The sequence below is a fragment of the Vibrio sp. 397 genome (assembly GCF_033339395.1).
In the GTDB taxonomy this organism is placed as follows: domain Bacteria; phylum Pseudomonadota; class Gammaproteobacteria; order Enterobacterales; family Vibrionaceae; genus Vibrio; species Vibrio alginolyticus.
Genome location: NZ_JAWOUN010000004.1, coordinates 45,369 through 64,227, shown reverse-complemented (window position 1 = coordinate 64,227; position 18,859 = coordinate 45,369). Strand labels below are relative to the sequence as shown.

18 protein-coding genes are annotated in these 18,859 nt (G+C 44.7%); 15 read left to right on the top strand and 3 right to left on the bottom strand.

The features are described from left to right. Positions 1-13: 13 nt before the first annotated feature. Together R7P36_RS08125 and truC are read left to right on the top strand one after the other, a co-directional pair. On the top strand, positions 14-328 hold the full coding sequence (locus tag R7P36_RS08125) for a YqcC family protein (RefSeq protein ID WP_005380318.1): 315 nt from the start codon (positions 14-16) through the stop codon (positions 326-328). A 4-nt stretch (positions 329-332) separates the two neighbouring features. After that, a complete protein-coding gene (gene truC, locus R7P36_RS08120; protein ID WP_033905516.1) occupies positions 333-1,115 on the top strand; it encodes a tRNA pseudouridine(65) synthase TruC in 783 nt (260 codons plus the stop codon). Positions 1,116-1,182: 67 nt separating this feature from the next. On the opposite strand, the gene R7P36_RS08115 is transcribed toward truC, so the two are convergent. The 3 genes from R7P36_RS08115 to map form a co-directional block, all read right to left on the bottom strand. Further along, on the bottom strand, positions 1,183-1,566 hold the full coding sequence (locus tag R7P36_RS08115; protein ID WP_005380322.1) for a DUF3461 family protein: 384 nt from the start codon (positions 1,564-1,566) through the stop codon (positions 1,183-1,185). A gap of 142 nt (positions 1,567-1,708) precedes the next feature. Further along, entirely contained in the window at positions 1,709-4,333 is a 2,625-nt protein-coding gene (gene glnD / locus R7P36_RS08110) for a bifunctional uridylyltransferase/uridylyl-removing protein GlnD (RefSeq protein ID WP_005380324.1), read from the bottom strand. 108 nt (positions 4,334-4,441) lie between these two features. Next, the gene (map, locus tag R7P36_RS08105) at positions 4,442-5,320 is read right to left on the bottom strand and encodes a type I methionyl aminopeptidase (protein WP_005380326.1); all 879 of its coding nucleotides are present in this window, start codon (positions 5,318-5,320) and stop codon (positions 4,442-4,444) included. Between the two features lie 384 nt (positions 5,321-5,704). Between map and rpsB the strand changes: the two genes are divergently transcribed. From rpsB to lpxA, 13 genes are all read left to right on the top strand, one after another. After that, the gene (gene rpsB, locus R7P36_RS08100; protein ID WP_005380327.1) at positions 5,705-6,433 is read left to right on the top strand and encodes a 30S ribosomal protein S2; all 729 of its coding nucleotides are present in this window, start codon (positions 5,705-5,707) and stop codon (positions 6,431-6,433) included. Positions 6,434-6,565: 132 nt separating this feature from the next. Then, positions 6,566-7,411 (top strand): translation elongation factor Ts, encoded by an 846-nt coding sequence (tsf, locus tag R7P36_RS08095; protein WP_005380328.1) that lies wholly within the window; start codon positions 6,566-6,568, stop codon positions 7,409-7,411. A 147-nt stretch (positions 7,412-7,558) separates the two neighbouring features. Further along, the gene (gene pyrH / locus R7P36_RS08090; RefSeq protein WP_005380329.1) at positions 7,559-8,284 is read left to right on the top strand and encodes a UMP kinase; all 726 of its coding nucleotides are present in this window, start codon (positions 7,559-7,561) and stop codon (positions 8,282-8,284) included. 100 nt (positions 8,285-8,384) lie between these two features. After that, the gene (gene frr / locus R7P36_RS08085) at positions 8,385-8,942 is read left to right on the top strand and encodes a ribosome recycling factor (RefSeq protein ID WP_005380330.1); all 558 of its coding nucleotides are present in this window, start codon (positions 8,385-8,387) and stop codon (positions 8,940-8,942) included. Positions 8,943-9,038: 96 nt separating this feature from the next. Beyond that, complete coding sequence (locus R7P36_RS08080) at positions 9,039-9,794, top strand: isoprenyl transferase (protein WP_005380331.1); 756 nt, start codon at positions 9,039-9,041, stop codon at positions 9,792-9,794. Positions 9,795-9,806: 12 nt separating this feature from the next. After that, positions 9,807-10,649 carry a phosphatidate cytidylyltransferase gene (locus R7P36_RS08075; protein ID WP_005385351.1) on the top strand — a complete coding sequence of 281 codons (843 nt, stop codon included), beginning with the start codon at positions 9,807-9,809 and terminating at the stop codon, positions 10,647-10,649. Between the two features lie 50 nt (positions 10,650-10,699). Continuing rightward, positions 10,700-11,905: a 1-deoxy-D-xylulose-5-phosphate reductoisomerase gene (gene ispC, locus R7P36_RS08070; protein ID WP_017636039.1), complete on the top strand. Its 1,206-nt coding sequence runs from the start codon at positions 10,700-10,702 to the stop codon at positions 11,903-11,905. Beyond that, positions 11,905-13,263 (top strand): sigma E protease regulator RseP, encoded by a 1,359-nt coding sequence (gene rseP / locus R7P36_RS08065; protein ID WP_017820751.1) that lies wholly within the window; start codon positions 11,905-11,907, stop codon positions 13,261-13,263. The genes ispC and rseP overlap by 1 nt, the downstream gene beginning before the upstream one ends. 44 nt (positions 13,264-13,307) lie before the next feature. Further along, positions 13,308-15,722 (top strand): outer membrane protein assembly factor BamA, encoded by a 2,415-nt coding sequence (bamA, locus tag R7P36_RS08060; protein WP_005391802.1) that lies wholly within the window; start codon positions 13,308-13,310, stop codon positions 15,720-15,722. Between the two features lie 13 nt (positions 15,723-15,735). Beyond that, a complete protein-coding gene (locus tag R7P36_RS08055; protein WP_005391804.1) occupies positions 15,736-16,245 on the top strand; it encodes an OmpH family outer membrane protein in 510 nt (169 codons plus the stop codon). A gap of 6 nt (positions 16,246-16,251) precedes the next feature. Beyond that, positions 16,252-17,283, top strand: coding sequence for a UDP-3-O-(3-hydroxymyristoyl)glucosamine N-acyltransferase (gene lpxD, locus R7P36_RS08050; RefSeq protein ID WP_005380347.1), 1,032 nt, complete (start codon positions 16,252-16,254; stop codon positions 17,281-17,283). 232 nt (positions 17,284-17,515) lie between these two features. Continuing rightward, positions 17,516-17,968: a 3-hydroxyacyl-ACP dehydratase FabZ gene (gene fabZ, locus R7P36_RS08045; RefSeq protein WP_005380349.1), complete on the top strand. Its 453-nt coding sequence runs from the start codon at positions 17,516-17,518 to the stop codon at positions 17,966-17,968. 1 nt (position 17,969) lies between these two features. Beyond that, positions 17,970-18,758, top strand: coding sequence for an acyl-ACP--UDP-N-acetylglucosamine O-acyltransferase (gene lpxA, locus R7P36_RS08040; RefSeq protein WP_005380357.1), 789 nt, complete (start codon positions 17,970-17,972; stop codon positions 18,756-18,758). The last annotated feature ends 101 nt before the right edge of the window (positions 18,759-18,859 follow it).

Below are 18,859 nucleotides of genomic sequence, written 5' to 3'. Positions count from 1 at the left end.
CGAGATAGAATTAATGGTAACAAATACTCAATTGGTCGACTTACTTCACCAACTTGAAGCGCAGCTTAGAGAGCATAACTTATGGCAATATACTATGCCTTCAGAGCAAGCCTTACAAAGTACAGAGCCATTTGCGATTGATACATTGCACCCTCATGAGTGGTTGCAGTGGATCTTTATAGCCAGAATGCACTCACTAGTGAAAAACAATCAACCACTGCCAAGAGGGTTTTCTCTCGAGCCCTATTTTTCAGAAGCGTGGAAGCAGGAACCGCAGTTCGCCGAGCTGCTTGTTACAATCCGAACCATTGACGAACTGTGTAAGTAAACGAATGCTAGAACAAGAACTAACGCGATCTTCAGAACCAGTTGAGCTGGAGATCGTTTATCAGGATGAATATTTTGTAGCGGTCAATAAGCCTGCAGGCATGTTAGTGCATCGCAGTTGGTTAGATAAACACGAAACTCAGTTTGTCATGCAAACTTTGCGCGACCAAATTGGTCAGCATGTGTTCCCATTGCATCGTCTGGATCGTCCAACATCTGGTGTGCTTGTGTTTGCGTTGTCGAGTGAAGTCGCATCACAAGTCATGCCGATGTTTGCTGAACATAAAATGGAAAAGACATACCACGCAATAGTACGCGGTTGGATTGAGGAAGAGGGCGTCTTGGATTACGCACTCAAAGTGGAGTTAGACAAGATTGCTGATAAGTTCGCTTCACAAGAAAAAGAAGCGCAAGAAGCGGTGACGGAATATAAGCCGTTGGCTAAAGTGGAGGTTCCCTATTCGACGGGTAAATTTCCTACAACGCGTTATTGCTTAGTTGAGATGAAACCTAAAACGGGGCGTAAGCACCAACTTCGTCGTCATATGGCACATCTACGCCATCCGATCGTGGGTGATACAACGCACGGGGATGGAAAGCACAACAAGCTGTATCGCACAGAGTTTGATTCTCATCGTTTGCTACTGCATGCTTCAGAGTTACGGTTTGTCCATCCATTTACCGATCAAGAGATTGTCATGACGGCCAATCTTGATGAAACTTGGCAGCAATTGTTTACTCGATTTGAGTGGGATGAACCGATAATCGGCGCAGTTAGATCTAGATAATGATTGAGTACAAATAAAAAGGGTTAGCATCAATGCTAACCCTTTTTAATATTTAAGACTTAACGTTTTACTTTAGTTTTTCAAGATCCGCTTCGATCTCTGCGATCTTGCTCGAAACGACTTTTTCTAAATGACGAAGGTCTGAAAGAATTTTCTCTTTTACATCAACCTCAGGTTGTTTCGTTGGCTTAGTGATTTTATTCAGTTCATCAATGACTAATGTGAGGTTACGGTTGATTTCCGTTACTTCTTTATATTTGTGACTGCCACTGTCCACAAGAACATTTTTGATTTGGCGCGGGTATTTGAATTTAACGCTTTTAGCGAACAGTTCGCCTTTTTGCTTGTGGAAATAGATCTTGAGTACGTCTTTGTGTGCTTCTTGGCGTAGGGAATAACGTTCAATCTGCTTAGGGTCGTGAATACCCAAACCAGTGAGGTGGGGATACATAGGCTACCTCTATTACATCGAATTGATATTGATATAACTGTAGCAGCCTATGTATGAGCTAGATAGCTGATATTTAGCCAAAATGCTTAACTTGTGGGCAAGATCGCTCTCGCCCTGAACCGAAAAGATTGGCAGGTTTGATCTAAGCTGCGACCTCATCAGATAACTTTTCGATCAATCTCTCTCTTAGCTCATCCTGTTGTTCTTCACTTAATCTTCCCCCTGCATCACTGGTTAAAATAAACAAGTCTTCTGCTCGCTCACCAATGGTGGTGATTTTTGCACCATGAAGGTTGATATTTAAATCAGCAAACGTACGGCCTACTTTGGCCAACAGCCCTGGTGTGTCTAGCGCGACAAACTCCATTAAAGTGTGTTTTTTACCTTTGGTTGGTAAGAAGTCGACTTTGGTTTTCACGTTAAAGTGCTGAAGTTTGTTCGGAGTACGGCGCGTTTTAATCTTGGTTGGTCGGCCTGCCTCCAGTACATGAGTGAGGTGTTTAATCACCGCGGCGTGACGAGACTCATCGATCGCTTCGCCATGTTGATCGAGTACCATAAAGGTATCAATCACGTGCCCATCTTTGCTGGTCATGATTTGCGCGTCGTGTACATTAAAATTACGCCTATCTAACTCCGCCACGACTGTCGCAAATAAAGCAGGCTGGTCTTTCGTATATACAAACACCTCAGTGCCGCCACGAGTGGCTTTTTTACTGATCAACACCAAAGGCTTAGTCGGATCTTCCATGCGAAGTAAGTGTTCGCAGTGCCACGCGATTTGCGTATGGGTATGACGAAGGAAGTAGTCAGCTTTGAAGCGTTGCCACAATACTTCAATTTCGCGCGCGGCAAACCCCTCTTTGCGCAGCATTGCGGAGGCCATTTGTTGATTGTGGCGAATTCGCTCACGCACATCGACAGGGTTCTCTAGGCCTCTACGTAAAGCACGTTGTGTGGAGTAATACAGCTCCGCAAGTAAAGTTCGTTTCCAAGCATTCCAAAGTTCTGGGTTGGTTGCACAAATATCTGCAACTGTCAGGCATACAAGATAATCGAGAGATTCTTCGTCTCTGACTTTTTTGGCAAACTCGGTAATGACATCAGGATCATAAATATCTCGGCGCTGTGCGGTGACAGACATTAATAGATGATGTCTTACCAACCAAGCGACAAGTTTCGCTTCGGGCTTCGATAAACCATGCTCAATGCAGAAGTCGTACGCTTCTCCTTCACCGATAATCGAGTGATCGCCGCCACGACCTTTCCCGATATCGTGGAAAATAGCGGCAATAATCAGCAGCTCTTTCTTTTGCATCCGAGGGTAGACGTCACAGCAAATAGGGTGCTTCGCATGATTTTCTGGGTCACTAAAAGTGTTGATGTGTTTAAGTAAGCGAATACTGTGTTCATCAACGGTGTAGGCATGGAATAAGTCAAACTGCATTTGACCAACAATCTGACTCCATTGCGGTAAATAGGCCGCCATAACCCCTAATCGGTGCATGAGGCTGAATGCTTTGTGCAGAGCATTAGGGTGACGACATAACGCCATGAACTTTTCACGTGCAGCAGGAATAGTGTGCAAAAACTTGTTGAGCCGACGGCGAGCGGTGCGCAGTTGACGCAGCGTTGGTGGGCTCACCCCTTCAATAGTTGAGTCGTTAGCAATATGTAAGAACATATCCAGAATAGTTTCTGGGCGAGCTTGGAACAATGCGGGTTTCCGCGCTTCAATTAAAGAACCGCGACGTTGAAAGTCCGTATCGAGAATCTCGGCACTTTCTGTTGCCCCACCATTAATGATCGCTTGGTCAAAGAGTTTGAGTAGCATTTTATTGAGCTCTGCCACACGACGAAGCGTGCGGTAGAACTCTTTCATCATCATTTCTACGCCTCGATTGCCTTCTCCGACGTAGCCTAGATTTTCCGCAACTTGAGCTTGATGGGCAAAGGTCAAGCGGTTGTCATAGCGGCGAAGCTCCATGTGCAGAGCGAAACGTACTCGCCAAAGGAAGTCCTGACATTCAACCAATTCTCGGTATTCTGCGTCAGTTAAAAATCCGTATCGGCTCATTTCCAACAATGAAGTAGCACCAAAGTGACGTCGAGCGACCCAGCTTAATGTATGAATATCGCGTAGCCCGCCAGGGGTTGATTTAATGTCCGGTTCCAAGTTGTAGGTCGTGTCGTGGTAACGTGCATGGCGTTCGCGCTGCTCTTGAATTTTAGCGCGGTAAAACGTCTCACTTGGCCAGAAGGAGTCTGATAACACGACTTTCTTCAGTGCCTGAAAGGTGTCCTCGCTTCCACACAGCAGTCGCGCTTCTTGCAGGTTTGTCGCGACCGTTAGATCGGCTTTACCAATTTCAGCACATTCAGTAACGGTGCGAACAGCGTGTCCGACCTCGAGTTTTAAATCCCACAACAGCGTAATGAATTCGCTGATTTTTGCTTCTAACGCGGTTGGCAGTTTATTGTTCGACAGAATCAAAATATCGATATCGGAGAGTGGATGCAGCTCACCGCGTCCGTAGCCACCAACGGCAACCAGGGAAATGTTGTAAATATCCTTGAAACCAAAATGTTGCCACAAACGATTGAGAAGCAGATCCATATATTCAGCTCTGGCTAAAACCAAGCTTGTTACCGGATGATGATTGAGAAACTCTTGGTTTTGATTAGAGCTAAACTTCTCTAATTCTCGTTTGAGTTCACCGATATTGATTTGTTCATCGGAAAAGGAAAGAGGGGACTGAAGTGTCATATTTGCCATCCGTGCAAGCTAATCTAATAACAATCTAACAAATTTGCGGCAGATAAAAAATATCCCCGCCGAAGCAGGGATATAGTAAACAACGAGTGGTCGTCAGCTTTACGCGTTTTTCATTAGGCGAGGAATCGTATCGTCGCTACGAAGCGTCAGTACTTCACAACCTTCTTTTGTTACAACAATGGTATGTTCCCATTGCGCAGAGTTCTTGCCGTCGCCCGTGTAAACAGTCCAGTCATCTTGTGCATCAACAGAGCAACCAAATTTACCTGCGTTAATCATCGGCTCAATAGTAAAGCACATGCCTTCTTTTAATACGCGGCGGTCTTTGTTCTTGTAATGAACCACTTGTGGTTCTTCATGGAACTCATCGCCGATACCGTGGCCACAGAAGTCTTTCACAATAGAAAACTTGTTGCGAGGATTGTTCTTGTTATTCTCTTTGATGTACTTCTCGATAGCTGTACCGATGTCACCAACCGTTGAACCTGGCTTAACGGTACGCATACCAACGTACAGTGCTTCTTGAGCTACCATGCACAGACGTTTGTTTGCAGGCGAAACATCACCGACTAGGAACATCTTAGAAGTGTCACCATGGTAACCCTGAGGACGCACGCTCAGATCGGCATTCTCATCATTTGGAACGATTACGGTAATATCAACGTTTAAGATGTCACCATCTTTTAGTACCGCCGGCTTCATTTGGCCGTTGCTACCGATTTCGTCTTTTTCCGCTGGAATACCGTGGCATACGATATGGTTGATTGAAGTACAGATCGACTTAGGGAAACCATGGTAATCAAGCGGAGCAGAGTATGCGCCTTTTTCTAGAGCGTACTCATGACAGATTTTGTTTAACTCTTCTGTCGTCACACCAACTTTGATGTGTGGTTCGATCATTTCTAGAATCTCTGCGGCTAGCTTGCCCGCAATGCGCATGCGTTCTATTTCTTCAGCAGTTTTAATCTTGATTGACATTGGCTTTCTCTACTTATTCCTAAGCACGTAAACGTGCGAATGGCCGCATTCTATCAGACATCGGGGCGTTAACCCAAGTTAGATAGGAATATGCATCATTCTTAATTCGATCATATGTTTAAAGTTTTGCTTATAAATAGGAGAAAGTGGCTCGGTGAAGAAATAATTTTTACTAGCCACAGTGAGCTAAAATATGGTATAAAGCGCGCCGGAATAGAGGACTGTTCTCTTCGTTTAGCAAAGTTAAGCGGCGAAGCAAGCTTCATCCGAATAACCTTTTATCTTTAAATCACACACATTCCGTCACATATTCCGGGGTGCTGAGCAGAAGCTTGGTCGGAGTTATGGGGAATGTGGAGGCCTAACCCCATAGAGGATTTTAAAATGGCAACTGTATCAATGCGCGATATGCTAAAAGCTGGTGTTCACTTCGGTCACCAGACTCGTTACTGGAACCCAAAAATGAAGCCATTCATCTTTGGCGCTCGTAACAAAGTTCATATCATCAACCTAGAAAAAACTGTACCAATGTTCAACGACGCTCTAGCTGAACTAGCTAAAGTTGGCGAGAAGAAAGGTAAGGTTCTATTCGTAGGTACTAAGCGCGCTGCATCTGAAGCTGTTAAAGAAGCTGCAATCGCAAGCAACCAGTTTTACGTAAACAACCGCTGGTTAGGCGGTATGCTTACAAACTACAAAACAGTTCGTCAGTCTATCAAGCGTCTAAAAGAACTAGAGACTCAATCTCAAGACGGTACTTTTGACAAACTAACTAAGAAAGAAGCTCTAATGCGTACTCGCGAAATGGAGAAGCTAGAGAAATCTCTTGGTGGTATCAAAGACATGGGCGGCCTACCAGACGCTCTATTCGTAATCGACGCTGATCACGAACACATTGCAATTAAAGAAGCTAACAACCTAGGTATTCCAGTATACGCTGTGGTAGATACTAACTCTAACCCAGACGGCGTTGACTACGTAATCCCAGGTAACGACGACGCGATCCGCGCTGTACAGCTATACCTGAACGCTGCTGCTTCAGCAGTATCTGAAGGTCGTAACAAAGACGTAGCTGCAGTTGCTGAAAAAGACGGTTTCGTAGAAGCTGAATAATAGCGGCTCTGTGTCACACTTGGTCTATGTGAAACCTTTGTGTAGCATAAACTAAGTTATAGTTAGCAATGGGGGCCGACAATGTTAGGCCCCTGTTTTTTACCTTATTTCGAATCAAACGAGGAAGACAGAATGGCAACTGTAACTGCTGCTCTAGTTAAAGAACTTCGCGAGCGTACTGGCGCTGGCATGATGGAATGTAAGAAAGCGCTTGTAGAAGCAAACGCTGACATCGAACTAGCAATTGAAAACATGCGTAAATCTGGCGCAGCGAAAGCAGCTAAGAAAGCTGGTAACGTTGCAGCTGAAGGCGCAATCATCATCAAAGAAGAAAACGGCGTTGCTGTTCTTCTTGAAGTTAACTGCCAAACTGACTTCGTTGCTAAAGACGGTAACTTCACTGCATTCGCAGAAGAAGTTGCAGCTGCAGCTCTAGCTTCAAAAGCTTCTGTTGAAGAACTACAAGCACAATTCGAAGACGCACGTGTAGCTCTAGTAGCTAAAATCGGTGAAAACATCACTATCCGTCGCGTAGAATACGTTCAAGGCACTGCAATCGCTTCTTACCGTCACGGTGAGAAAATCGGTGTTGTTGTTGCTGGTGAAGGCGACGCAGAAACTCTTAAGCACGTTGCAATGCACGTTGCTGCTTCTAAGCCTGAGTTCGTTAACCCAGAAGACGTACCAGCTGACGTAGTAGAAAAAGAGAAAGCTGTTCAAGTTGAAATCGCAATGAACGAAGGCAAGCCTGCTGAAATCGCTGAGAAGATGGTTGTTGGCCGCATGAAGAAATTCACTGGCGAGATCTCTCTAACAGGTCAAGCTTTCATCATGGAGCCTAAGAAAACTGTAGGCGAAATGCTGAAAGAAAAAGGCGCTTCAGTTTCTACGTTCGTTCGCCTAGAAGTAGGTGAAGGTATCGAGAAGAAAGAAGAAATGAGCTTCGCTGAAGAAGTTGCAGCAGCTCAAAAAGGTTAATCCTTAGAGACTGTATAAAGATTAGACCGTAGCCAAGGCTGCGGTCTTTTTATGAGCAGTGAACGATTAGCCGTGATGAATAGCCATAACTGAAGTTGTGTCTATTCATGACTGTTAATCAACAACTCTCTTTGGAAGGTAAACTCCATGACTACGAACCCTAAACCAGCGTATCAACGTATTCTATTAAAACTGAGTGGTGAAGCTCTTCAAGGTGAAGACGGTTTTGGTATTGATCCTGCGGTCCTTGATCGTATGGCACAAGAAGTTAAAGAACTGGTTGAACTGGGTGTTCAGGTTGGTGTAGTTATCGGTGGCGGTAACTTGTTCCGTGGTGCAGGCCTAGCTGAAGCTGGTATGAACCGCGTAGTTGGTGACCACATGGGTATGCTTGCTACAGTAATGAATGGCCTAGCGATGCGTGATGCTCTTCACCGTGCATACGTAAATGCGCGCGTTATGTCTGCAATCCCTCTAAAAGGCGTATGTGACGACTATAATTGGGCTGATGCGATCCGTGAGCTTCGCCAAGGCCGAGTTGTCATCTTCTCTGCTGGTACTGGTAACCCGTTCTTTACAACGGATTCTGCTGCTTGTTTACGTGGTATCGAAATTGAAGCGGATGTTGTACTAAAAGCGACGAAAGTTGATGGTGTATTTACTGCTGACCCTGTAGCAAACCCAGACGCAGAGCTGTATGATAAGCTATCTTATGCAGAAGTTCTGGATAAAGAGCTGAAAGTTATGGACTTGGCGGCGTTTACGCTAGCTCGTGACCACAAAATGCCAATCCGCGTATTTAATATGAACAAGCCAGGCGCACTACGTCGCGTGGTAATGGGCGAAGCAGAAGGCACGCTCATCAACGAATAAGCTTGGCTTAAGGTGCCACTCCAAAGCGTTAGGGTGGTGCTTGCTTTGCTCAACCGTTTTAGGCTTTCTTCAGGAAAGATGACATTTTTAAGGTGAAACTGTGATTAACGAAATCAAAAAAGACGCGCAAGAGCGCATGGATAAAAGCGTTGAAGCGCTTAAGAACAACCTTTCTAAAATTCGTACAGGTCGTGCACACCCAAGCCTACTATCTGGTATTTCTGTAGAATACTACGGTGCAGCAACACCTCTAAACCAAGTAGCAAACGTTATTGCTGAAGATGCACGTACACTTGCAATCACGGTTTTTGATAAAGAGCTGACGCCGAAAGTAGAAAAAGCGATCATGACGTCTGACCTTGGTCTAAACCCTATGTCAGCTGGCACTATCATCCGCGTTCCACTTCCACCGCTAACGGAAGAACGTCGTAAAGACCTAGTTAAGATCGTTCGTGGTGAAGCTGAAGGTGGTCGTGTTGCTGTTCGTAACATCCGTCGTGACGCAAACAACGATCTTAAAGCGCTTCTAAAAGATAAAGAAATCTCTGAAGATGAAGATCGTAAAGCACAAGACGAAATTCAAAAGCTAACTGACGTTGCAGTTAAGAAGATCGATGAAGTTCTTGCTGCAAAAGAAAAAGAGTTGATGGAAGTTTAATACTCCCACACACATCACTGTTGGAAAACGCTGTGCTCACAGCTCAGCGTTTTTTTATGTTAGTCTATCCAACTGATGGAACTCAATTAACTCCCTATGCAAAATTCTCAAGCCTTCTCTGATTCCCTTCCTAAGCATATTGCCATCATTATGGACGGTAATGGCCGTTGGGCTAAGTCCAAAGGAAAACCTCGCGTATTTGGTCATAAAAAAGGCGTTAGTGCCGTTCGTAAGACCGTGGCTGCTGCTTCAAAACTAGGCATTAGAGCCATGACGCTGTTTGCTTTTAGTAGTGAAAACTGGCGTCGTCCGGAGGAAGAAGTGGGTCTTTTGATGGAACTGTTTATCACGGTCCTGTCTAGTGAAGTAAAAAAACTACACAAAAATAACTTACGGTTGCGCGTGATCGGTGATACCAGTCGATTTAGTGAGCGTCTACAAAAGAAAATTGTAGAAGCAGAAAACCTAACGGCAGATAACACGGGTATGGTGATCAACATTGCAGCCAACTATGGCGGTAAATGGGACATCACAGAAGCTGCTAAAACGTTAGCGCTAAAAGCACGTAACGGTGAAATTCGTGTAGAGGATATCAATGAGCAGCTAATCACTGAGCATTTGACCATGGCAGACCTACCGGAAGTGGATCTTTTAATTCGCACCAGTGGAGAGTGCCGCATCAGCAACTTTATGTTGTGGCAAATGGCTTATGCAGAAATGTACTTTACACCAGAGTACTGGCCAGAATTCGATGAAGACAGTTTGGTAGAAGCTGTGACTTGGTTTATCAACCGAGAACGTCGTTTTGGCTGTACAGGTGAACAAATAAAGGCATTGATGGCAGCTCAATAAGGACTAGTTAGTTTGAAACAGAGAATAATAACAGCACTAATTTTAGCTCCCCTGGTTATTTTAGGCATTTTTAAATTACCGCTAATGGGCTTTATTGCCGCTTTAACTGCAATAACGCTATTAGGTTTTTGGGAGTGGACTCAGTTTACAGGAAGCAACTCTCGCATTGCTGCCCTTGTGCCGGCAATCATTATTACCGGACTTAGTTTTCTATACATCTCGCCTGATGCATATAGCCTCAATCACTTAACGACACCTCATTATGTCGTCTTGGGTATTGGTTTTGTTTGGTGGATTATTGCTAGCTTAATGGCGATTACTTACCCCAAAACGACGAAATCTTGGCAAAGTAATTTTGTTTTACGTCATGTATTTGGTTTTCTGACATTAATCCCATTCCTTTGGAGTGTGATTATTCTCAGAGCGTATGACATCACTGTAGATCCATACCACGGCGCAAAGCTTGTGTTGTACGTTTGTTTCTTGGTATGGGCTGCAGATAGCGGCGCCTACTTTGCAGGCAAAAGCTTAGGCAAACGTAAGATGGCTCCTCATGTAAGCCCCAATAAAACTATTGAAGGGCTAATTGGTGGCATTATCACGGCATTAATCGTAGCGTGGGCATTTGCTGATTGGTTCGACATCCAGTTCACTAGCCCTGTCCATATGGTGCTGATTACGCTGGTTACTGTCGTTATTTCAGTGCTTGGTGATCTGGTTGAAAGTATGTTCAAACGTGTCTCAGGCATTAAAGACAGCAGTAACATTATCCCAGGGCACGGTGGTGTGCTAGATCGTATCGACAGCCTAACCGCAGCATTCCCAGTTTTTGCTCTTCTTTACTACGTATTCTAATTTATCAGGAGCGGCGTCGTCGCTCCTGAGCTTTCTAACGGTCTTACAACATGCAAAAGTTAACGATTCTTGGTGCTACTGGATCAATTGGTGCAAGCACGCTTAAAGTGGTCGAACAAAACCCAGATCTGTTTTCTGTCGTTGCCTTAGCGGCAAGCACTAACGTTGAAAAGATGATCGGTCTATGTTGTCAGTGGCAACCTAAATATGCGGTCATGGCAGATAAAGCTGCGGCGTCTCAACTTCAAGCTGAGCTACACTTGGTTTCGCCAGGTACCGAAGTGCTAGGTGGTACTGATGCGCTATGTCATATAGCTTCGCTGGACGAGGTCGACAGTGTAATGGCTGCTATTGTAGGAGCCGCTGGCTTATTGCCTACCATGGCTGCCGTGAAAGCAGGTAAGCGAGTCTTGTTGGCAAATAAAGAAGCACTTGTAATGTCAGGCCAGCTATTTATTGATGCTGTAGAAGAATTTGGCGCAGAGCTACTTCCCGTCGACAGTGAACACAACGCCATTTTCCAATGTTTACCACAGCAAGTACAAACCAATCTAGGTCGTTGCAATTTACAAGAACATGGCATTTCTCATATTTTGTTGACTGGATCTGGTGGTCCTTTCCGTTACACTGACATCGCAGAACTGGAGCAGGTGACACCCGCTCAGGCGATTGCTCATCCAAACTGGTCGATGGGGCCAAAAATTTCTGTTGACTCTGCCACGATGATGAATAAAGGCCTTGAGTATATCGAAGCTAAGTGGCTATTTAATGCTGCTCGCGAACAACTGAAGGTGGTTATTCACCCTCAATCGGTAATTCATTCTATGGTTCAGTATCGTGATGGTTCGGTCTTGGCACAAATGGGAGAAGCGGATATGGCGACGCCAATTGCGCTCACCATGTCATACCCGTCAAGAGTGGAAGCTGGGGTTAAGCCGCTAGACTTCACGAAAGTTGGTGAGCTGACGTTTTTGCAGCCTGATTTTGCTCGTTACCCATGTTTAAAACTCGCAATTGATGCCTGTTATGAAGGTCAACACGCAACAACAGCATTGAACGCAGCTAATGAAGTCGCTGTTGATGCATTTTTAAATAACAGACTAGGTTTTACCGATATTGCTCGCATCAATGAGTCTGTGTTGAATAAAATCAACGCAAGCTGCAAAGCTGAGAATGCGAATAGCTTGGAAAGCTTGCTCGAGCTAGATAGAATGGCACGAACTATTGCCCTAGAAACCATACGCGAGCGTAGCTGATGACTGGTATATTGTGGAATCTCATTTCTTTTATCGTCGCACTGGGCATTCTTGTTGCCGTGCACGAATTTGGGCATTTTTGGGTTGCTCGCCGTTGCGGCGTTAAAGTTGAAAAGTTTTCAATCGGTTTCGGCAAGTCTATTTGGAGTAAAGTAGGCAAAGACGGAACGGAGTACAGCATCTCAATGATCCCTCTCGGCGGCTATGTGAAAATGGTTGATAGCCGTGTCGATGAGGTGCCAGAACATGAGAAGCACCTAGCGTTTGATAAGAAGCCGTTATGGAAGCGAACCTCTATTGTTGCGGCTGGCCCCATCTTTAATTTTCTTTTCGCAATTTTTGCCTATTGGCTGGTATTTCTAATTGGTATCCCGGCTGTTAAGCCTGTAATTGGTGAAGTTACGCCCAATTCGATTGTTGCGGAAGCTGGAATTGAATCTGGAATGGAACTTAAATCGATATCTGGTATCAAAACTCCGGATTGGGAATCAGTAAATATGGGATTGATTTCTCATATTGGCGATGATTTGATGACGGTAACACTAACGTCAGCGAATGAAGTTGGTTCAGAAGTAACGAAAACGCTCGATTTACGTGAGTGGAAGTTCGACCCAGAAACTCAGTCAGCGATGCAGTCGTTAGGTTTTACTCCGTATACACCGGAGGTGTATCGAGTTATCGAGCAGGTCTCGCAAGGTGGAGCGGCGGAAAAAGCTGGTGTGCTTCCAGGTGATGAGGTTGTCGCAATTGGTCAACAACGCGTAACCGAATGGAAGCAAGTGGTTGAAGCGGTTCGTTCTAATCCTGATACACCGCTTGAATTGACGGTGTTACGTCAGGGTTATGAGCAAACATTGACGCTGACGCCCGGTAGCCGTGAGCTAGCTAACAAAGAAGTCGTTGGTTTTGCAGGTATTGCACCTAAAGTCGCAGAATGGCCAGAAAGTTATCGCTTCGATCTTCAGTTTGGTGTATTCGAGTCAATAGGTAAAGCAGTAGACAAAACTGGCCAAGTCATTGGTTTGACAATCAGCATGCTTAAGAAGCTGATTGTTGGAGACGTTGGTCTGAATAATCTGAGTGGACCAATATCAATAGCCAAAGGCGCAGGCGCGACAGCAGATTATGGTTTGGTCTACTTTTTAGGTTTTCTCGCTCTAATTAGTGTTAACCTAGGTATTATTAATCTCGTTCCTTTACCAATGTTGGATGGCGGTCATTTGTTGTTTTTTGCAATTGAAGCAGTCATTCGACGTCCTGTTCCTGAGAAAGTGCAGGAAATGGGCTTTAGAATTGGTGGTGCGATCATCTTCTCGCTCATGGCGTTAGCGCTATTTAATGATTTTACTCGTCTGTGATAGTTCAGAGACAAAAGCAGTAGCAAGGAATAATTAGAACAAGTATGGCGATTAAGCGAATTCTATTTGCAAGTTTACTGGCGACCAGTGTATCTGCAAATGGAGCAGAGAACTTCGTAGTTCAAGATATTGAAATCGATGGATTGCAGCGTGTAGCACTGGGTGCTGCATTGTTGAAAATGCCTGTACGTGTCGGTGATACCATTGGCCAAGGCGATGTTGCAGAAATTATCCGCGCCCTGTATGCATCTGGTAACTTTGAAGATGTGAAAGTGTTGCGTGACGGTGGTGTTCTGATGGTTCAAGTCAAAGAACGTCCTACCATTGCAAGCATCTCTTTTTCAGGTAACAAAGCAATCAAGGACGAGCAGCTACAAGAAAACCTGAACGCGTCTGGCGTTCGTGAAGGTGAAGCGCTTGACCGCACCACGCTAAGCAACATTGAAAAAGGCTTAGAAGACTTTTACTACAGCGTAGGTAAATACAACGCAACAGTAAAAGCGGTGGTTACTCCACTACCACGTAATCGTTCTGACCTTAAGTTTGTCTTTACTGAAGGTGTGTCGGCAAAAATTCAGCAAATCAACTTTATCGGTAATGAAGTGTTCAGTGATGAAGAGCTGCTTTCTCGCTTTAACTTAAATGTTGATGTGCCGTGGTGGAATTTCCTTTCTGATGAAAAGTATCAAAAGCAAGTCCTTGCAGGTGATATTGAAGCACTCAAATCATTCTACCTGGATCGTGGTTACTTAAAATTTAACGTTGATTCGACACAAGTTGCAATCTCTCCTGACAAGAAAGGGGTATACATTACTCTTGGTCTAGAAGAGGGCGAGGTTTACACCGTTAAGGACGTGAAGTTCCGTGGTGATTTGATTGGCGAGGAAGCGACGTTCGAAAGACTTGTGCCATTTGAAGACAATGAGACATACAACGGCTCGTTGGTGACTTCAATGGAAGAAGGGATTAAGCGTGTGCTTGGTGAGTCCGGTTATGCTTATCCTCAAGTGAATACCATTCCTGAGTTTGACGACGAGAATCAAGAAGTTTCTTTGGTCGTTAACGTAGATCCGGGTAACCGAATTTATGTTCGTGACATTCGCTTCACGGGTAATAACTCAACCAAAGATGAAGTCCTTCGTCGTGAAATGCGTCAGATGGAAGGCAGTTGGTTGAACTCGAAATCGATTGAAACGGGTAAAACTCGTCTAAATCGGTTGGGCTACTTTGAAAATGTTGAAGTACAGACGGTTCGAGTTCCTGGTAGTGATGATCAAGTTGACCTAGTTTACTCTGTCAAAGAAGCAAACTCTGGTAGCGTTAACTTCGGTGTTGGCTACGGCACAGAATCGGGTGTGAGCTTCCAGGTTGGCCTGCAACAAGATAACTTCATTGGTAGTGGTAACCGTGTTGGTATCAACGCGATGATGAATGACTACCAGAAAAACATCAGTCTTGATTACCGTGATCCGTACTGGAACTTAGACGGTGTAAGCTTGGGTGGTAAGGTTTTCTATAACGAATTTGAAGCGAAAGAAGCCAATATCGTTGACTATACCAACGAAAGTTATGGCGCGAGCTTAACGTGGGGCTTCCCATTCGATGAGTTGAACCGTTTTGAATTCGGTGTCGGTTATACGCACAACAAGATCGGTAACTTATCGCCTTACTTGCAGGTAGAGCAGTTCTTACGAGCACAAGCAGACAACATTGATTCTAGTGGAGCGTTGAACACAAACGACTTCGACTTCAATATCTCTTGGACACGTAATAACTTAAACCGTGGTTACTTCCCAACGGCAGGTAACCATCAGCGTGCATTCTATAAAATGACCGTACCTGGCTCTGACGTTCAATACTTCAAAATGCAGTACGATGTTCGCCAGTATGTGCCATTGACTAAAAAGCACGAGTTTACCCTCTTGTTCCGTGGCCGCTTAGGTTACGGTAATGGTTACGGTCAAACGGATGGTAACGATAACTTGTTCCCATTCTACGAAAACTACTACGCAGGTGGCTTTACATCGCTTCGTGGCTTTGGCTCAAACTCTGTTGGTCCTAAAGCGGTTTACCGTGATACATCTGGTTCAAACAATGGCGCAGATACAGCAACAGATGACTCTGTTGGTGGTAACGCCGTAGCGCTAGCAAGTGTTGAGTTGATTGTCCCAACACCATTTGCATCAGAAGAAGTACAAAACCAAATTCGTACCAGTATCTTCTTTGATATGGCAAGTGTTTGGGATACGGAGTTTGACTACCGCGATTCAGGTGCGGAATATGGTGACCGTTACTACTACGATTACTCAGATCCAACCAACTACCGCTCTTCTTACGGTGCGGCGTTGCAGTGGATGTCTCCAATGGGGCCACTAGTATTCTCACTAGCGAAACCAATTAAGAAATTTGATGGCGATGATGAAGAGTTCTTCACATTCACTATCGGTAGAACTTTCTAAAGAGGAAAATATTTTGAATAAAATGATCAAAGCGGCTGGGATTGGCCTTCTTGTACTGAGCTCTTCAATGTTTGCAAATGCGGCAGAAGCTGCACAGAAAATTGCTTACGTAAATACAGCTCAAGTTTTTCAAGCTCTTCCTCAACGTGAAGTTGTACTACAAAAAATGCAGAAAGACTTCAAAAGCAAAGCTGATGAACTAAAGTCAATCCAAGCACAAGCTAAAACAAAGATTGAGAAGCTACAACGTGACGGCGAGCTTTTGGGTCAAGACGAAGTTGAAAAGCTACGTATCGATATCGCGAAGCTCGACAGCGAGTACAAAGTGAAAGCACAAGCACTTGAAAAAGCAAGTGCGCGTCGTGAAGCTGAAGAAAAAGCGAAGCTTTTCAAAACGATTCAAGATGCAGTTAAGAAAGTCGCAGACAAAAATGGTTACGATCTTGTGATTGATATCTCTGCTTTGCAGTACGGCAAGCCAGAATACAATATCTCTGAAGACGTAATTAAAGCTCTAAAATAAGAAGTTATGAAGACATTAACATTAGCCGAATTGGCGACAATTACCGGGGGTGAGCTGTTTGGTGACGAGTCTCTCGTTGTAAGCCGTGTTGCTCCAATGGATAAAGCACAAGAAGGTGACGTAACCTTCTTGTCTAACCCAAAATACGCAAAACACCTTTCTGAGTGCCAAGCTACCGTTGTTATGGTAAAGGCTGAGCATAAAGATCAATGCGTTGGAAATGCGCTAGTGGTTTCAGACCCTTATGTCGCATTTGCTCGTGTGGTCCAAGCGATGGATACCACACCAAAACCGGCAGACGATATTGCACCAAGTGCTGTGATTGCCGCTGACGTTAAGATGGGTGAGAACGTTACAATCGGCGCTAACGCTGTGATTGAAACGGGCGTGGAACTCGGCGACAACGTAAGTGTTGGTGCTGGTTGTTTTATCGGTAAGAACGCCAAGCTAGGGAATAACACCAAGCTTTGGGCTAATGTCACTATCTACCATGAAGTGTCATTGGGTGATGACTGTCTCGTTCAATCGGGTACCGTCATTGGCTCTGATGGCTTCGGTTACGCGAATGACAAAGGCGAGTGGATTAAAATTCCTCAGCTTGGTTCAGTGCGTATCGGTAACCGCGTTGAGATTGGTGCTTGTACTACGATTGACCGCGGTGCACTCGAAGATACTATCATTGAAGACAATGTCATTCTGGATAACCAACTTCAAATCGCGCACAACGTGCAGATCGGATATGGTACCGTGATGCCTGGTGGTACTATTGTCGCGGGCAGTACAAAAATTGGTAAGTACTGCCAGATTGGCGGCGCGTCTGTTCTGAATGGCCATATCACTATCGCAGATGGTGTGGCGATTACAGGTATGGGCATGGTAATGCGCAGTATCGAAGAAAAAGGCCTTTACTCATCAGGTATTCCACTACAAACGAACAGAGAGTGGCGTAAAACTGCAACTCGAGTTCACCGTATTGATGAGATGAATAAGCGCCTGAAAGCGGTTGAAAAACAGCTGGAACAGAAAGAAGAAATTTAGAACAAGTTATCTTTCGCTCTGTATTTAACGTGAAAGCTAACAGGCTCTAGTTCCATATTCTGTACGAAGACTCGCGAAATGCGGGTCTTTTTCTTCTATAATGACGCGCTCTAAGTAGATTTAACTCCAAGATGGTGCGTATTTTGCTAGTATATTGCAAAGCGATTCGGCTTTACGACCTGTTGCCACGTTTGCCATCTTGGCGGCAAAAAATTGATATAGGAAGACGACTTTGACTACTGAAAAGAAAACGATGAACATCTCTGAAATTCAAGAGCTACTACCTCATCGCTACCCATTCTTATTGATCGACCGAGTGATAGACTTCCAAGAAGAGAAGTACCTTCACGCGATTAAAAACGTGTCGGTTAACGAACCTCAGTTCACAGGTCACTTTCCTCAACTACCAGTATTCCCAGGTGTTTTGATTTTAGAAGCAATGGCTCAGGCAACAGGCTTACTTGCATTTAAATCATTTGGTGCACCAACAGAAAATGAACTGTACTACTTTGCAAGCGTAGACGGCGCGAAATTCCGTAAACCAGTGGTTCCGGGCGACCAATTGGTTATTGAGGTAGAATTTCTGAAAGAACGTCGCGGCATTGCTGCATTTAGCGGTGTAGCAAAAGTTGACGGCGAAGTGGTATGTTCTGCAGAACTGAAGTGTGCTCGTCGAGAGTTTTAATATGATTCATGAAACCGCTAAAATCCACCCGGCAGCGGTGGTAGAAGAGGGCGCCAAAATTGGTGCTAACGTAACAGTAGGTCCTTTTACGTACATCACCTCTACGGTTGAAATTGGTGAAGGCACAGAAGTGATGTCTCACGTTGTGATCAAAGGTCACACAACTATTGGCAAAGATAACCGTATTTTCCCACATGCTGTCATTGGTGAAGAAAACCAAGACAAAAAATACGGTGGTGAAGACACAACTGTGGTTATCGGTGACCGTAACGTCATTCGTGAAGCGGTCCAAGTTCACCGCGGCACAGTGCAAGACAAAGCAACCACGATCATTGGTGATGACAACTTATTGTGTGTGAATGCACACGTTGCGCATGATGTTGTTATTGGTAACCACACTCATATCGGTAATAACTCGATTCTTGGTGGTCACGTTACTGTTGATGACTATGCCGGTGTGATGGCACTGTCTGCGATTCATCCGTTTTGTACAGTGGGCGCTTACGCATACATTGGCGGCTGTTCAGCTGTGGTGCAAGATGTCCCAGCTTATGTACTCGCGCAAGGTAACCACGCTACTCCATTCGGCTTGAACCTTGTTGGCTTGAAGCGTAATGGCTTTGAGAAACCAGAGATTCGTGCGCTACAAAAAGCGTATAAAGAAATCTACCGTTCAGGTAAGACGCTAGAAGAAGTGAAGCCTATTCTGGCTGAAATGGCTCAAGAGTGGCCGGCTGTGAAGCGTTTCTCAGATATTCTGGAAACGACGGAACGTGGCATTATTCGTTAATTGGCGAATGAACCAATAAATAAAAAGATCGTGACCAAATTTGAGGTTACGATCTTTTTGTGTTTTATGGATAAGGCAAACCGTTATCCATAGCGCACAGG

Excerpts from the sequence above, each read along its gene's own strand:
- R7P36_RS08125 (WP_005380318.1), top strand. The coding sequence starts at position 14 with ATGGTAACAAATACTCAATTGGTCGACTTACTTCACCAACTTGAAGCG.
- truC (WP_033905516.1), top strand. The coding sequence starts at position 333 with ATGCTAGAACAAGAACTAACGCGATCTTCAGAACCAGTTGAGCTGGAG.
- R7P36_RS08115 (WP_005380322.1), bottom strand. The coding sequence starts at position 1,566 with ATGTATCCCCACCTCACTGGTTTGGGTATTCACGACCCTAAGCAGATT.
- glnD (WP_005380324.1), bottom strand. The coding sequence starts at position 4,333 with ATGACACTTCAGTCCCCTCTTTCCTTTTCCGATGAACAAATCAATATC.
- map (WP_005380326.1), bottom strand. The coding sequence starts at position 5,320 with ATGTCAATCAAGATTAAAACTGCTGAAGAAATAGAACGCATGCGCATT.
- rpsB (WP_005380327.1), top strand. The coding sequence starts at position 5,705 with ATGGCAACTGTATCAATGCGCGATATGCTAAAAGCTGGTGTTCACTTC.
- tsf (WP_005380328.1), top strand. The coding sequence starts at position 6,566 with ATGGCAACTGTAACTGCTGCTCTAGTTAAAGAACTTCGCGAGCGTACT.
- pyrH (WP_005380329.1), top strand. The coding sequence starts at position 7,559 with ATGACTACGAACCCTAAACCAGCGTATCAACGTATTCTATTAAAACTG.
- R7P36_RS08080 (WP_005380331.1), top strand. The coding sequence starts at position 9,039 with ATGCAAAATTCTCAAGCCTTCTCTGATTCCCTTCCTAAGCATATTGCC.
- ispC (WP_017636039.1), top strand. The coding sequence starts at position 10,700 with ATGCAAAAGTTAACGATTCTTGGTGCTACTGGATCAATTGGTGCAAGC.
- rseP (WP_017820751.1), top strand. The coding sequence starts at position 11,905 with ATGACTGGTATATTGTGGAATCTCATTTCTTTTATCGTCGCACTGGGC.
- bamA (WP_005391802.1), top strand. The coding sequence starts at position 13,308 with ATGGCGATTAAGCGAATTCTATTTGCAAGTTTACTGGCGACCAGTGTA.
- lpxD (WP_005380347.1), top strand. The coding sequence starts at position 16,252 with ATGAAGACATTAACATTAGCCGAATTGGCGACAATTACCGGGGGTGAG.
- lpxA (WP_005380357.1), top strand. The coding sequence starts at position 17,970 with ATGATTCATGAAACCGCTAAAATCCACCCGGCAGCGGTGGTAGAAGAG.